Raw genomic sequence first — 14,998 nt, forward strand, 5'->3', positions numbered from 1 at the left:
CGGCGCTCGATCTCATAGGCGCCACAAATCTCCAGCCAGGCCCCTAAGCCACCACCCACCCCTGCTCGACCATCGACAGCGGCTCCCCGTCACCAATGATGATGTGATCCAGCACCCGTACATCGATCAACGCCAACCCGCGCTTCAGCGAAACCGTCAGGTGCACGTCATCCTGGCTCGGTTCGCTGTTCCCCGAAGGGTGGTTGTGACACAGGATCAGTGCAGCCGCGTTGTGCTGCAGCGCCCGACGCACCACCTCACGGGGGTAGACGCTCGCCCGGTCGATCGTCCCTCTGAACAGTATTTCGAACGCCAGCGGCCGATGCTTGGTATCCAGAAACAGGCAACCGAAGACCTCGCTCACTTCATGGCGCAGCATGGATTTCAGATAACGTCGCACAGACGCCGGACTCTCCAGTACCGGCCCGCGCTCGATGGACTCGTCCAGATAACGCCTGCCGATCTCAAGCAGTGCCTGTAACTGCGCATACTTCACCGGCCCCAGCCCTGGCTCGCGCAGCACAGCCGCGCGGTCAGCCTCCAGAAACGGCCTAAGCCCACCAAAGCGCGTCAGTAGCCCTCGGGCAACCTCCAGCACATTGCGCCCGGCAACCCCTGAGCCCAGCAGCACAGCCAGTAACTCAGCATCCGATAGCACCGCCGCACCGCGCTGCAACAATTTCTCCCTTGGCCGTTCTTCAGCCGGCCACTCCCTGATATTCATCCCTGCTCCCTGCCCTTGCTGCGGCCTGTTTCGGCCCTGTGTTAATCTATTTCGCCTCGTACATGCGACGTTCTGCCGCAGGCATTTTCAAACGTCGCCGCCCGCTCTCACTGGAAAAAGGCAAGCCTATGCAGCGGCTGTATCGCAAGCGCATCGTTCTCGGCGTCGGAGGTGGCATTGCCGCCTACAAAAGCGCCGAGCTGATTCGCCGACTCCTGGAGCACGGCGCGCAGGTGCGCGTCGTCATGACCCGTGGTGGTGCCGAATTCATCACCCCGCTGACCCTGCAGGCGCTGTCCGGCCACCCGGTGCACATGGATCTGCTCGACCCTGCCGCCGAAGCGGCCATGGGCCACATCGAACTGGCCAAGTGGGCCGACCTGGTGCTGATCGCCCCGGCCACCGCCGACCTCATGGCGCGCATGGCCCAGGGCATGGCCGACGACTTGCTGACCACCCTGGTACTGGCTACCGACGCCACCGTGGCCGTGGCCCCGGCGATGAACCAGGCGATGTGGCGCGACCCGGCCACCCAGGCCAACCTCGAGCTGCTCAAGAGCCGTGGCATCCAGGTGTTCGGCCCGGCCTCTGGCAGCCAGGCCTGCGGCGACGTGGGGCTGGGGCGTATGCTCGAAGCCACCGACCTGGCCTGGTGCGCCGCAGAAAGCTTCAAGCGCCAGGCGCTGACCGGCAAACACGTGCTGATCACCGCAGGCCCGACCCAGGAAAACATCGACCCGGTGCGCTACATCACCAATCATAGCTCCGGCAAGATGGGCTTCGCCCTGGCCGAGGCGGCCGCCGAAGCCGGTGCTCGGGTGACCCTCGTCACCGGCCCCGTCCATCTGCAAACCCCCGATCGCGTTCAGCGCATCGACGTGGTCAGCGCGCGGGACATGCTCGCGGCCTGTGAAGCGGCCATGCCGTGCGACCTGTTCATCGCCTCCGCAGCGGTTGCGGACTACCGCCCAGAGGTAGTCGCCCCGCAAAAGCTCAAGAAGGATCCTACGACCGGCGACGGTATGCTGCTGCAGATGGTGCGCAATCCCGATATCCTTGCCACGATCGCTGGCCGTGCCGACCGCCCGTTCAGTGTCGGCTTCGCCGCCGAGACCGAACACTTGCTCGATTACGCCACGCGCAAGCTCAAGGACAAGAACCTCGACCTGATCGTCGCCAATGATGTGGCCAACCCCAGCATCGGCTTCAACAGCGAGGAAAATGCCCTGACCGTGATCGACCGCCAGCAGCACCAGACCCTCTTCGCGCAGACCAGCAAGGGCAAGATCGCCCGGCAATTGGTCGCCTTCATCGCCGAACGGCTCAATCAGGTTCAATAAGTTACATGCACGCTCTTCAAGCCAAGATCCTCGACCCACGCCTGGGCAGCGAATTCCCGCTGCCGCAATACGCCACGCCAGGCTCTGCCGGCCTCGACCTGCGCGCCCTGCTGAAGGAGGACACCGTCCTCGAGCCCGGCCAGACCCTGCTGATCCCGACCGGCCTGTCGATCTATATCGGCGACCCGGGGCTGGCGGCCATGATCCTGCCGCGCTCGGGCCTGGGCCACAAACACGGCATCGTGCTCGGCAACCTGGTCGGCCTGATCGACTCGGACTACCAGGGCGAGCTGATGGTGTCGTGCTGGAACCGTGGCAACACGCCGTTCACCATCGCCGTCGGCGAGCGCATCGCACAGCTAGTGCTAGTACCTGTGGTACAAGCACATTTCGACATCGTCGAGCGCTTCGACGAGAGCCAGCGTGGCACGGGCGGCTTCGGCCATTCCGGTAGCCGCTGAGCCGAGCAACAACCGTTCAGGCCAAGGATGGCGAACTCTCTGGCGATTCCACCGTCCAAGCGTTCAGTTTGCGCCTGCCCAGAAAAGCCTTTGACTAATGGAGTTTCCCGAGATGAACGACATGGCCCACCTGGCACCCGCCGCACTGCCAGACAGCATTTTCCGCGCTTATGACATCCGTGGCGTGGTCGGCAAGACCCTGCACGGCGAAACCGCCTACTGGATCGGCCGCGCCATCGGCGCGCAGACCCTTGCCCAGGGTGAACCTCAGATTTCCGTTGGCCGTGATGGCCGCCTGTCCGGCCCGATGCTGGTCGAACAGCTGATCCAAGGCCTGGTCGATGCCGGCTGCCAGGTCAGCGACGTCGGCCTGGTGCCGACCCCTGCCCTGTACTACGCCGCCAACGTACTGGCCGGCAAGTCGGGCGTGATGCTCACCGGTAGCCACAACCCGTCGGACTACAACGGCTTCAAGATCGTAATCGCTGGCGACACGCTGGCCAACGAGCAGATCCAGGCCCTGTTGACCCGCCTGAAGACCAACGACGTACCACGCGGCGAAGGCAGCGTGCAGAAGGTCGAGATTCTCGATCGCTACTTCCAGCAGATCGTCGGTGACGTGAAGCTGGCGAAGAAGCTCAAGGTCGTGGTCGATTGCGGCAACGGCGCCGCTGGCGTGGTTGCGCCGCAGCTGATCGAAGCCCTGGGCTGCGAGGTCATCCCGCTGTTCTGCGAGGTTGACGGCAACTTCCCCAACCACCACCCGGACCCGGGCAAGCCGGAAAACCTCGAAGACCTGATCGCCAAGGTCAAGGAAACCGGCGCCGATATCGGCCTGGCCTTCGACGGCGACGGTGACCGCGTGGGCGTGGTGACCAACACCGGTAGCATCGTCTACCCCGACCGCCTGCTGATGCTGTTCGCCCTGGACGTGCTGGAGCGCAACCCGGGCGCCGAGATCATCTTCGACGTCAAATGCACCCGCCGCCTGACCCCGCTGATCGAACAGCACGGTGGCCGCGCCCTGATGTGGAAGACCGGCCATTCGCTGATCAAGAAGAAGATGAAGCAGACCGGCTCGCTGCTGGCTGGCGAGATGAGCGGGCACATCTTCATCAAGGAACGCTGGTACGGTTTCGACGACGGCATCTACAGCGCCGCGCGCCTGCTGGAAATCCTCAGCAAGGCCTCGAAGAACGCCGAAGACCTGTTCGCCGCCTTCCCGAACGATATTTCCACGCCGGAAATCAACATTGATGTGACCGACGAGGGTAAATTCAGCATCATTGATGCACTGCAACGCGACGCCCAATGGGGCGATGCCAACCTGACCACCATCGACGGTGTGCGGGTCGACTACCCGAAAGGCTGGGGCCTGGTACGCGCCTCCAACACCACGCCGGTGCTGGTGCTGCGTTTCGAGGCTGAAAGCGGCGCCGAGTTGCAACGTATCAAGGATGTTTTCCGCGCCCAGTTGCTGCGGGTTGCCCCTGAGCTGCAACTGCCGTTCTGACCGACTATCTGTTCCTTACAGGAGCCCTGCATGACCCTCGATCGCAATGCCGCTTCCCATGTAGCCGAGGTTTTGTCCGAAGCACTGCCTTACATTCGCCGCTTTGTCGGCAAGACCTTGGTGATCAAGTACGGCGGCAACGCGATGGAGAGCGAAGAGCTCAAGACCGGCTTTGCCCGTGACATCGTGCTGATGAAGGCCGTTGGCATCAACCCGGTGGTCGTGCACGGTGGCGGCCCGCAGATCGGCGACCTGCTCAAGCGCCTGTCGATCGAGAGCCACTTCATCGATGGTATGCGCGTCACCGACGCCGCGACCATGGACGTGGTGGAAATGGTCCTCGGCGGCCAGGTCAACAAGGACATCGTCAACCTGATCAACCGCCACGGCGGCAGCGCCATCGGCCTGACCGGCAAGGACGCCGAGCTGATTCGTGCGAAGAAGCTCACCGTCAGCCGCCAGACCCCGGAGATGACCCAGCCGGAAATCATCGACATCGGCCACGTCGGCGAAGTGGTCAGCGTCAACACCGACCTGCTGAACATGCTGGTGAAAGGCGACTTCATCCCGGTGATCGCGCCAATTGGCGTGGGTGCCAACGGTGAGTCGTACAACATCAACGCCGACCTGGTGGCGGGCAAGGTGGCCGAAGCGCTGAAGGCTGAAAAACTGATGCTGCTGACCAACATCGCCGGCCTGATGGACAAGCAGGGCCAGGTCCTGACCGGCCTGACCACCGAGCAGGTCAACGAGCTGATCGCCGACGGCACCATCTACGGCGGCATGCTGCCAAAGATCAAATGCGCGCTGGATGCGGTCCAGGGCGGCGTGACCACGTCGCACATCATCGACGGCCGCGTGCCGAATGCGGTGCTGCTGGAAATCTTCACCGACAGCGGTGTGGGCACCCTGATCAGCAACCGCAAGCGTCACTGATCCTTTCGTAATACCGGGCGGGGCAAGCCGCCTCCATGTAGCCAGATGGCGCGTGGGGGTAGGCTTGCCCCGCTCTGCATTTGCAACGGCACACGCAAACAGATGGCTCGCGGCCAGTAATCTTCATGCCGCCTCTCAAGATTCGCGACTGGCAGCCGAGACAACGTGGCAGAATACAAGATCATTGCAAATTGCCATTATCCATCTGGAGTACACGCGTGAAATACGCATCACAAGGACTCGTGCTGGCAGCCGCCTTGGCTGTCGGGTCCATTGCCGGCTGTGCCACCGAAACATCCACCGCTGTTGCCGTGCAGCAGGTCGAAAGCGTTAGCCGCCCCTACAGCGGTGTGCGCGCACCGATTGCCGTGGGCAAATTCGACAACCGTTCCAGCTACATGCGCGGCATCTTCTCCGACGGCGTCGACCGCCTCGGTGGCCAGGCCAAGACAATCCTGATCACCCACCTGCAGCAGACTAACCGCTTCAACGTGCTCGATCGCGACAACATGAGCGAGATCCAGCAGGAAGCGGCGATCAAGGGCCAGGCCCAGCGCCTGAAAGGCGCCGACTTCGTGGTGACCGGCGACGTCACCGAGTTCGGCCGCAAGGAAGTCGGCGACCACCAGCTGTTCGGCATTCTTGGCCGCGGCAAGACCCAGATCGCCTACGCCAAGGTGGCGCTGAACATCGTCAACATCAGCACATCGGAAGTGGTCTACTCGAGCCAGGGCGCCGGTGAATACGCCTTGTCCAACCGCGAGATCATCGGTTTCGGCGGCACCGCCAGCTACGACTCGACGCTCAACGGCAAGGTTCTCGACCTGGCCATGCGCGAAGCCGTGAACAAGCTGGTCAACGCCGTCGAAAGCGGTCAGTGGAACCCCAAGGCGCAATAACCGACTTTTTCCAGGAAGGACACCTCAATGACTATTACCCTCCCGGCTTTGCGCAGCTGCGCAGGCCTCGTGCTGGGCGGCTTGCTGCTGGCCGGCTGCAGCGGCCCAAAGACCCTCTACCAGTGGGAAAGCTACCAGCCCCAGGTTTACGGCTACCTCAAAGGCGACGCGAAAGAAGAACAGGTCATCGCCCTGGAGCGTGACCTGGAGAAGATCAAGGCCAAGAATGGCGCCGTGCCGCCGGGCTACCACGCGCAGCTGGGCCTGCTGTACTCCAGCCTCGGCAAGGATGACCAGATGATCCAGCAGTTGCGCACCGAAAAGGCTCTGTTCCCGGAATCGGCCGCCTACATGGACTTCCTGATGAGCAACGCCAGCAAGGGGGCCCAGCAATGATCAAGCGCCTCACCCAACTCCTGGTCGGCGCCTGCGTGCTGGCCCTGTTCACCGGCTGCGCCGAGCGCAAGACCATCGACTATTCGGCGTACAAGCAGAGCCGGCCGAAGTCGATCCTGATCCTGCCGCCACTGAACAACTCACCGGACGTGAAGGCGACCTACAGCATGCTGTCGCAGGCTACTTACCCACTGGCCGAAGCCGGCTACTACGTGATGCCGGTGGCGCTGGTAGACGAAACCTTCCGCCAGAACGGTCTGACCACCCCGGCCGACATCCATCAGCTGCCGACCACCAAGCTGCACGAAATCTTCGGCGCCGACGCCGGCCTGTACGTGACCGTGTCGGACTACGGCACCCGCTACATGGTGCTGAGCAGCGCAACCATCGTCACCGCCAGCGCCAAGCTGGTCGACCTGAAGACCGGCACAACCCTGTGGACAGGCACTGCCACAGCCTCCAGCCAGGAGAACCAGCAGAACCAAGGCGGCATCATTGGCATGTTGATCAGTGCGGCAGTCAACCAGATCATCAGCAGTGTGCAGGACGATGCGGGCTACCCGATCGCCGGTATGACCAGCGCCAGGCTGCTGACGCCGTATGCCAATGGCGGCATTCTCTACGGGCCGCGGTCGCCTAAATACGGCACTGACTGAGTAACCTTGCGCGAAATGGCCGAAACAGGCTGCACAAAAAAGGCGACCTTCCAGGAAGGTCGCCTTTTTCATTCCCAAGCCAGGATCAGATCCCGTACTGCGCCCGGTAAGCCTCGACAGCCGGCAGGTGCTGCTTGAGCTGCGGATCGTCTGCCAGGAACTCCAGCACCTGGGTCAGCGAAACGATGCTGACAACCGGAATACCGAAGTCACGCTCCACTTCCTGGATCGCCGACAGCTCGCCGTTGCCGCGCTCTTCGCGGTTCAGCGCGATCAGCACACCAGCGGCTTTGGCCTGCTGGGCGTTGATGATCTGCATCACTTCGCGAATCGCGGTACCGGCAGTGATCACGTCGTCGATGATCAGCACGTCACCGGCCAGCGGCGCGCCAACCAGGCTGCCGCCTTCGCCGTGATCCTTGGCTTCCTTGCGGTTGAAGCACCACGGCACGTCGAGCTGGTGCTGATCCGCCAGGGCCACGGCAGTGGTCGCTGCCAGGGGGATACCCTTGTAGGCTGGGCCGAACAGCACGTCGAACGGAATCTTGCTGTCGACGATGGCCGCCGCGTAGCAACGGCCCAGTTCAGCCAGTGCGGAACCGGTGTTGAACAGGCCGGCATTGAAGAAATACGGGCTGGTACGCCCCGATTTCAGGGTGAATTCACCGAAGCGCAGCACGCCGCGATCGATGGCAAAACGGATGAAGTCGCGCTGATACGGCTGCATGTAAGGTCCCGGACACCACGGATTTAGCTAAATGGGTTGAGCTCGGGTATCATACACGCACGAGATTTTTGGGGCCATTTATGCGGATCATCAGTGTGAACGTGAATGGCATTCAGGCTGCGGCCGAGCGTGGATTGCTCAGCTGGCTGCAAGCCCAGAATGCCGACGTCATCTGCCTTCAGGATACCCGCGCCTCGGCCTTTGAACTCGACGACCCAGCTTTCCAGCTCGATGGCTATTTCCTTTATGCCTGCGACGCGGAGGTACCCGCCCAAGGTGGCGTGGCACTTTACTCGCGCATGCAGCCCAAGGCAGTCATCACCGGCCTGGGTTTCGAGACAGCCGACCGCTACGGGCGTTATCTGCAAGCAGATTTCGACAAAGTCAGTATTGCCAGCCTGCTGCTGCCTTCGGGTATGAACGGTGATGAAGACTTGAACCAGAAATTCAAGTTGATGGACGACTTCGCCAAGTACCTGGACAAACAGCGTCGCAAGCGTCGTGAATACATCTATTGCGGCTCGTTCTACGTGGCACAGCAGAAGCTCGACATCAAAAACTGGCGTGACAGCCAGCAGTCGCCGGGCTTCCTGCCACCAGAGCGGGCATGGATGGATGCGATCACCGGCGACATGGGCTACGTTGATGCCCTGCGCGAAGTCAGCCGTGAAGGCGACCAGTACAGCTGGTGGCCGGACAACGAACAGGCCGAGATGCTCAACCTGGGCTACCGGTTCGACTACCAGATCCTCACCCCGGGTCTGCGCCGCTTCGTGCGCAATGCCCGCCTGCCGCGTCAGCCGCGCTTCTCCCAGCATGCGCCGCTGATCGTCGACTACGACTGGACGTTGACCATCTGAGTTCTACTCAGGCACAAAAAAGCCGACATTACTGTCGGCTTTTTTGTGCCTTTCGAAACAGTCAGTCAGCCAAGGCGGCGTTCTGCAGTTCGAAAATTTCGTTCATGCCCTTCTGCGCCAGCGCCAGCATGGCGTTGAAGTCTTCAGGCTGGAAGGGTGCACCTTCGGCGGTGCCCTGAACTTCGATGAAACCACCGGCGCTGGTCATGACAACGTTCAGGTCGGTTTCGGCAGCCGAGTCTTCCAGGTAGTCCAGGTCGAGGACCGCTTCGCCCTGGTACATGCCCACCGATACGGCAGCGATCATATGCTTGAGCGGGTTGCCGGCCTTCAGGCCACCACGCTTCTTGATCACGGCCAGGGCGTCGCACAGGGCGACCATGGCGCCGGTGATCGACGCGGTGCGAGTACCGCCATCGGCCTGGATCACGTCGCAGTCGATGTACAGGGTGATGTCACCGAGCTTGCTCATGTCCAGCGCGGCGCGCAGCGAACGGCCGATCAGGCGCTGGATTTCCAGGGTACGGCCACCTTGCTTGCCACGGCTGGCTTCGCGCTGGTTACGCTCGCCGGTTGAACGCGGCAGCATGCCGTACTCGGCGGTCAGCCAGCCTTGGCCCTGGCCTTTGAGGAAGCGCGGTACGCCGTTTTCGACGCTGACCGTGCAGATGACCTTGGTGTCACCGAACTCTACCAGTACCGACCCTTCGGCGTGCTTGGTGTAGTTGCGGGTGATGCGGATCGAGCGGAGCTGATCGGCGGCGCGACCACTTGGACGTTTCATCTGGGATACCTGTACTGGGACTTTGAATCTGCCCGCCATTATAGAGCCCGTCGCCCACAGAGGACATGCCTATTGTCGCGCCCCCGGCAGCCTGTCGCCTTTTCCCACTCGCTGGCATGCGCTCTGTAACATGGGCGGATTGGGCGCCACGTGCGCACTGCGCTACAATCCCGCGCTTTCATATCATTTACGCGAGGTACTTCCCATGGTGCACAGCATGACCGCTTTTGCTCGTGTCGAGCGCGCAGGCAGCCAAGGCACCCTGGTCTGGGAATTGCGCTCGGTCAACCACCGTTACCTTGAACCCCACCTGCGCCTGCCGGACGCCCTGCGCGACCTCGAAGGCGCGGTACGTGAAGGTCTGCGCCAGGGCCTGTCGCGCGGCAAGGTCGAGTGCACCCTGCGCCTGCACGAAGACAGCAACGGCAAACCGCTCAAGGTCGACCGCGAGCGCGCCGCGCAACTCGTCGCCGCTGCCGAAGAGGTGGCCGGCCTGATCAAGCAGCCGGCTGCGCTCAACCCGCTGGAAGTGCTGTCCTGGCCAGGCGTGCTGGTGGCCGACGCTACCGACCCTCAGGCTTTGAACGCCGAAGCTGTGGCGCTGTTCGACGAAGCGCTTGCCGAGCTGAAGGCCGGGCGCCTGCGCGAAGGCCAGGAACTGGCCCGTCTGATCAACGAACGCCTCGATAACATGACCAGCGAGGTCACCACCCTGCGCGCCCTGGTGCCGCAAATGCTCGCCGCCCAGCGGCAGAAGATCATCGACCGCTTCGGCGACCTCAAGGCCGAGCTCGACCCGCAGCGCCTGGAGCAAGAAATGGTGCTGCTGGCGCAGAAAAGCGACGTTGCCGAAGAGCTCGACCGCCTCAGCACCCACGTCAACGAAGTACGCCGGGTGCTCAAGTCCGGGGGTGCCGCCGGTCGGCGCCTGGACTTCCTGATGCAGGAACTCAACCGCGAAGCCAACACCCTGGGCTCCAAGGCCTTCGACCCACGCAGCACGCAAGCGGCGGTCAACCTGAAGGTGTTGATCGAACAGATGCGTGAACAAGTACAGAACATCGAGTAAGGCCACCCCGACCATGAATCAAAGCAGCGGCACCCTCTACATCGTTTCGGCACCGTCCGGCGCCGGCAAGACCAGCCTGGTCACCGCCCTGATCAAGGCCGACCCGCGCGTCAGCGTCTCGGTCTCGCACACGACCCGCGCCATGCGCCCGGGCGAAGAGCACGGCGTGAACTACCACTTCGTCAGCCATGACGATTTCAAGGGGCTGATCGCCAAGGGCGATTTCCTCGAGCACGCTGAAGTGTTCGGCAATTTCTACGGGACTTCGCGTAGCGCGCTGCAAGAGGTGCTGGACCGGGGCAACGACCTGATCCTGGAAATCGACTGGCAAGGCGCCCAGCAGGTGCGTAAGCTGATGCCCGAGGCACGTTCGGTATTCATCCTGCCACCGAGCCAGGAGGCCCTGCGCGAGCGTCTGGACGGCCGTGGCCAGGACAGCGAAGAGATCATCGCCGGGCGCATGAAGGAAGCGGTCAGCGAGATGGAGCACTACGACGAATATGAGTACGTCATCATCAACGATGACTTCGACGTGGCGCTGGAAGACTTGAAGGCGGTGTTTGCGGCCAACCGGTTGCTGCTGAACAAACAGCAGCAGCGCTACAGCGGGCTGCTGCAAGAGCTGCTCGCCTGATACACCGAAAGGGGCCGCTTTGCGGCCCATTCGCGGGCAAGCCCGCTCCTACAGGGATCAGCGCAGGCCGCGTGGGACCTCTGTAGGAGCGGGCTTGCCCCGCGAATGGGCTGCAGAGCAGCCCCTTGCATCACTCCTGCAGCGGCAGGGTCGCCTGCTGCCGCAGCGTCGCCCCCAGGAAGTAAGCCGGCGCACGCATCCGCGAAATCATCATCAGCACGATCCCCAGTGCCGAAATGATCGCAGCAATCACGAACACCAACCCAAGCCCCGCCACATGCGAGCCGCTGCCGAAGTCCGGCGAGGCGCTGTCGATGGCCGTACGCACGAAGATCACCGACAGGATCACCCCACCCACCAGCGGGCACAGGCCGCGCATGAAGAAGTGTCGCAGGCTGCCGAACAGGCTGTCACGGAAGTACCAGACGCAGGCGAATGCAGTCAGCGAATAGTAGAAGCAGATCATCATGCCCAGCGCCGTGATGGTGTCGGCCAGCACGTTCTCGCTCAGGGTACGCATGGTCACGTAGAACAGGCCTGCCGCCACGCCAGCGCAGATGGTCGCGTAACGCGGCGTCTGCGAGCGCGGGCAGACGCTGGCAAATTTCTGCGGCACCGCGCCGTAGTAACCCATGGCCAGCAGCGTGCGCGCCGGCGATACAAAGGTCGACTGCAGTGACGCAGCAGTGCTCGCCAGCACCGCGATCGACATCAGGATCGCCAGCGGCCCCATCACCGGCCCGGCCAAGTGCGCGAAGACGTTTTCCTGGATGCGCGGGTTATTCAGGCCCAGGCCTTGCTCGCTGATGCCGGCGAACTGCAGGGTGGCGATGGCGGTGATCAGGTACAGACCCAGGATCAGCAGCACCGTCCAGGTCGCCGCCTTGCCCGGCACTTCGTCACTGCCGATCGACTCTTCGCTGACGGTCAGGCACACATCCCATCCCCAGAAGATGAAGATCGACAGTGACAGTCCGGCGGCAAAGGCCGAAAACGACTCGACGCCAAACGGGTTGAACCAGGCGAAATCGAACTCCAGCGGCGGCGGTGCGGTGCTGCCACCGAAAGCCGCGAAGGCAAAGCCGAGCAAGACCATGAGCTGCAGCGCCACCAGGCCGTACTGCACGGTCATGGTGGTGGCCATGCCGCGGCAACAGATCCACACCGCCATGGCAATGAACACGCAACACGTAGTGATATTGATCAACAGGTTGTCGGCCAGTGCCGCCAGCTCATGGTGGCCGGTGATCTGGCTGAGAAACAGATAAAAGAAGTCGACCGCAACGCCCGCCAGGTTGGACAGCACGATGGTGGTGGCAACCACCAGCCCCCAGCCACCGATCCAGCCGATCATCGGGCCAAAGGCCCGGGCCGACCAGGTAAACGAAGTGCCGCTGTCCGGCTCGGCCGAATTCAGCTCGCGGTAACCCAAGGCAACCAGCAGCATCGGCAGGAAGCCGACAATGAACACGGCGGGAAGATGAGCACCGACCTCACGTACGGTCGGGCCAAGGGCGCCGGTCAGGGTGTAGACCGGGGCGATAGTGGAAATGCCCAGCACGATACTGGCCAACAGGCCAAGACGGCCCTTGGCCAGGCCTTTGCTGCGCTGAGTGCTGCCCGAGTCGGCCACATCGGGTGGGCGGCCGGCTTCTGTGTAATTGCTCATGAGTTTATGCCGTAACTATTGGAATTGTTTTCACAGGCCTTGTTCCCAAGGCCTGCTTCCACTCATTGAAAGCGCGCTGACGGGGGTGAGTCATCCCGGACTTTTGGCTGACGGCTGTCAGGTCTCCCGTGCAGCATGGGCAATGCAGGCCTCACGGAACGCCTGGAAAAGGCTCCGGGAGACCGGGTTGTCGGCGAAACGCCATTCAGGGTGCCACTGCACACCAAGCACAAAGCCCGGCGCGTCAGGCATCGACACCGCTTCGATCAGGCCATCGGGGGCCCGTGCTTCGACCCGCAGGCCTGGGGCCAGGCGGTCGATGCCCTGGCTGTGCAGCGAGTTGACCTCGAACTGCACAGCCAGGCCCAGGCGCTCGAACAACCCGCCAGGCGCAACGCTGACGGGGTGACGAGGGCCATATTGCACTTCAAGGGGCGCATCCTCTGGCTCACGATGATCCATGTAGCCAGGCAGCTCCTGCACACGCTGGTGCAAGCTACCGCCCAGGGCCACGTTCAGTTCCTGGAAGCCACGACAAATGCAAAATACCGGCACGCCAGCGGCAATTGCCGCCTGCAGCAACGGCAGGGTCAGCCGGTCACGGGCAATGTCGTGCCGGGTCCCTTCAGCGCTGGCGGCGCCATTGTAATGATGCGGCTCGATATTTGAAGGCGAGCCGGTAAAAACAATGCCGTCGAGCTGAGCCAGCAGCGCCTGGGGGTCGCTGCCGCCATCGCGGGCCGGCAGGATCAGCGGCAAACCGGCGAAGCCGGCGGCCTCCACATACTTGTCGCCTACTGTATGCGACGAGTTCTTCCCCACCTGCTGGCGGCAGGCGCTGATACCAATCAAGGGGACCGCAATTGCGCTCATGGGCTTACACCGTGTGCAGGTACCAGTTGTACTCGAGGTCGGAAATCGAAACTTCGAACTCGGCCAGCTCACTTTCCTTGCAGGCCACGAAGATATCGATGTAGTCCGGGCTGATGTATTGGTTGAGGACTTCGCTGTCATCCAGCGCACGCAGGGCGTCGCGCAGGTTGTTCGGCAGGCTCTGCTCCAGCTGCTCGTAGGAGTTACCTTCGATCGGTGCTCCCGGCTCGATCTTGCTGGTCAGGCCATGGTGGATGCCGGCCAGGATCGCCGCCAGCATCAGGTACGGGTTGGCATCGGCGCCGGCCACACGGTGCTCGATGCGTACGTTATCGCTGCTGTCGGTCGGTACGCGCACGGCCACGGTGCGGTTATCCAGACCCCAGCTCGGCGCGTTCGGTACGTAGAACTGCGCGCCGAAGCGGCGGTAGGAGTTGATGTTCGGGCACAGGAAGGCCATCGACGCTGGCATGGTCTCCAGCACACCGCCGATGGCGTGGCGCAGGGCGTCGCTTTGCAACGGGTCTTCATGGGCGAAGATGTTCTTGCCGGTTTTCTTGTCCAGCAGCGAAATGTGCACGTGCAGGCCGTTGCCCGCCTGGCCCGGGTAGGGCTTGGCCATGAAAGTGGTGTCCATTTCATGGTCGTAGGCGACGTTCTTGATCAGGCGCTTGAGCAGGATCGCATAGTCGCAGGCCTTCATCGGGTCGGCGACGTGGTGCAGGTTGACCTCGAACTGTGCCGGGGCGCTTTCCTTGACGATGGCATCGGCTGGCAGGCCTTGCTCCTTGGCCGCTTCGAGCATGTCCTGCAGGCAGTCGGCGTACTCGTCGAGGTCGTCGATCAGGTACACCTGGGTCGACTGCGGGCGTTTGCCTGAAATCGGCGAGCGTGGCGGTTGCGGGCGGCCGTTGAGGTTGTCCTGATCGATCAGGTAGAACTCCAGCTCGAACGCGGCGCAGATATCCAGGCCCATGGCGTCGAACTTGCTCACTACCTGACGCAGCACCTCGCGCGGGTCGGCGAAGAATGGCTCACCTTCCAGCTCGTGCATGGTCATCAACAGCTGCGCGGTCGGGCGCTTTTGCCATGGCTCATTACAGAGCGTGCCGGCAATCGGGTAGCAGATGCGGTCGGCGTCGCCGATATCGAGGCCCAGCCCGGTGCTTTCCACGGTCGAGCCATTGATGTCGAGGGCGAACAGCGACGCGGGGAGGTTGATGCCTTTTTCGTACACCTTGTGCAGGCTGGCGCGCTCGATGCGCTTGCCGCGTACCACGCCGTTCATGTCGGAAATCAGCAGATCGACGTACTGCGTATCCGGATGGGCCTGAAGGAAGTCATTCATCTCGCTGGAAGTACTGGCGCACGGGGTGACCGACGTCATGGCTTACATCCTATGATTTGCTGCGGCGATGTGGGGATACGGCTGGCGCCTCACGGGCGACGATGGTTGC

The 14,998-nt window shown here is 62.6% G+C and carries 15 protein-coding genes and 1 pseudogene; 10 read left to right on the forward strand and 6 right to left on the reverse strand.

The annotated features are described in order from the left end of the window. Positions 1 to 43: 43 nt before the first annotated feature. Positions 44 to 724 (reverse strand): DNA repair protein RadC, encoded by a 681-nt coding sequence (gene radC / locus APH28_RS03640; protein WP_060507681.1) that lies wholly within the window; start codon positions 722 to 724, stop codon positions 44 to 46. Positions 725 to 852: 128 nt separating this feature from the next. On the opposite strand from radC, the gene coaBC reads away from it, so the two are divergent. The 7 genes and pseudogenes from coaBC (at position 853) to APH28_RS03675 (ending at position 6,925) form a co-directional block, all read left to right on the forward strand. Beyond that, a complete protein-coding gene (gene coaBC, locus APH28_RS03645; protein ID WP_060507682.1) occupies positions 853 to 2,064 on the forward strand; it encodes a bifunctional phosphopantothenoylcysteine decarboxylase/phosphopantothenate--cysteine ligase CoaBC in 1,212 nt (403 codons plus the stop codon). A gap of 5 nt (positions 2,065 to 2,069) precedes the next feature. Beyond that, positions 2,070 to 2,525 (forward strand): dUTP diphosphatase, encoded by a 456-nt coding sequence (dut, locus tag APH28_RS03650; protein WP_060507683.1) that lies wholly within the window; start codon positions 2,070 to 2,072, stop codon positions 2,523 to 2,525. A gap of 145 nt (positions 2,526 to 2,670) precedes the next feature. After that, positions 2,671 to 4,038: pseudogene (locus tag APH28_RS03655) on the forward strand (phosphomannomutase/phosphoglucomutase); the annotation flags it as partial. 30 nt (positions 4,039 to 4,068) lie between these two features. Next, complete coding sequence (gene argB, locus APH28_RS03660; protein WP_060507685.1) at positions 4,069 to 4,974, forward strand: acetylglutamate kinase; 906 nt, start codon at positions 4,069 to 4,071, stop codon at positions 4,972 to 4,974. Between the two features lie 218 nt (positions 4,975 to 5,192). Then, on the forward strand, positions 5,193 to 5,873 hold the full coding sequence (locus tag APH28_RS03665) for a CsgG/HfaB family protein (RefSeq protein ID WP_060507686.1): 681 nt from the start codon (positions 5,193 to 5,195) through the stop codon (positions 5,871 to 5,873). 27 nt (positions 5,874 to 5,900) lie between these two features. Beyond that, positions 5,901 to 6,269: a DUF4810 domain-containing protein gene (locus APH28_RS03670; RefSeq protein ID WP_060507687.1), complete on the forward strand. Its 369-nt coding sequence runs from the start codon at positions 5,901 to 5,903 to the stop codon at positions 6,267 to 6,269. After that, the gene (locus APH28_RS03675; RefSeq protein ID WP_060507688.1) at positions 6,266 to 6,925 is read left to right on the forward strand and encodes a DUF799 domain-containing protein; all 660 of its coding nucleotides are present in this window, start codon (positions 6,266 to 6,268) and stop codon (positions 6,923 to 6,925) included. The genes APH28_RS03670 and APH28_RS03675 overlap by 4 nt, the downstream gene beginning before the upstream one ends. Before the next feature lie 85 nt (positions 6,926 to 7,010). On the opposite strand, the gene pyrE is transcribed toward APH28_RS03675, so the two are convergent. Next, positions 7,011 to 7,652, reverse strand: a complete 642-nt coding sequence (gene pyrE, locus APH28_RS03680; RefSeq protein ID WP_003253405.1) for an orotate phosphoribosyltransferase — start codon at positions 7,650 to 7,652, stop codon at positions 7,011 to 7,013. Between the two features lie 80 nt (positions 7,653 to 7,732). Between pyrE and APH28_RS03685 the strand changes: the two genes are divergently transcribed. Beyond that, the gene (locus tag APH28_RS03685; RefSeq protein ID WP_008091582.1) at positions 7,733 to 8,512 is read left to right on the forward strand and encodes an exodeoxyribonuclease III; all 780 of its coding nucleotides are present in this window, start codon (positions 7,733 to 7,735) and stop codon (positions 8,510 to 8,512) included. A gap of 61 nt (positions 8,513 to 8,573) precedes the next feature. On the opposite strand, the gene rph is transcribed toward APH28_RS03685, so the two are convergent. Then, complete coding sequence (gene rph / locus APH28_RS03690) at positions 8,574 to 9,296, reverse strand: ribonuclease PH (RefSeq protein ID WP_060507689.1); 723 nt, start codon at positions 9,294 to 9,296, stop codon at positions 8,574 to 8,576. A gap of 205 nt (positions 9,297 to 9,501) precedes the next feature. Between rph and APH28_RS03695 the strand changes: the two genes are divergently transcribed. After that, positions 9,502 to 10,365 (forward strand): YicC/YloC family endoribonuclease, encoded by an 864-nt coding sequence (locus APH28_RS03695; RefSeq protein ID WP_060507690.1) that lies wholly within the window; start codon positions 9,502 to 9,504, stop codon positions 10,363 to 10,365. Positions 10,366 to 10,378: 13 nt separating this feature from the next. Then, positions 10,379 to 10,999, forward strand: a complete 621-nt coding sequence (gene gmk / locus APH28_RS03700) for a guanylate kinase (RefSeq protein WP_060507691.1) — start codon at positions 10,379 to 10,381, stop codon at positions 10,997 to 10,999. A gap of 130 nt (positions 11,000 to 11,129) precedes the next feature. On the opposite strand, the gene APH28_RS03705 is transcribed toward gmk, so the two are convergent. From APH28_RS03705 to APH28_RS03715, 3 genes are all read right to left on the reverse strand, one after another. Continuing rightward, a complete protein-coding gene (locus APH28_RS03705) occupies positions 11,130 to 12,668 on the reverse strand; it encodes an APC family permease (RefSeq protein WP_060507692.1) in 1,539 nt (512 codons plus the stop codon). Positions 12,669 to 12,785: 117 nt separating this feature from the next. Further along, complete coding sequence (locus tag APH28_RS03710) at positions 12,786 to 13,541, reverse strand: gamma-glutamyl-gamma-aminobutyrate hydrolase family protein (protein WP_060507693.1); 756 nt, start codon at positions 13,539 to 13,541, stop codon at positions 12,786 to 12,788. Between the two features lie 4 nt (positions 13,542 to 13,545). Beyond that, positions 13,546 to 14,928: a glutamine synthetase family protein gene (locus tag APH28_RS03715; protein ID WP_060507694.1), complete on the reverse strand. Its 1,383-nt coding sequence runs from the start codon at positions 14,926 to 14,928 to the stop codon at positions 13,546 to 13,548. Positions 14,929 to 14,998: the final 70 nt, after the last annotated feature.

Source organism: Pseudomonas sp. NBRC 111124 (assembly GCF_001320245.1).
Taxonomy (GTDB): domain Bacteria; phylum Pseudomonadota; class Gammaproteobacteria; order Pseudomonadales; family Pseudomonadaceae; genus Aquipseudomonas.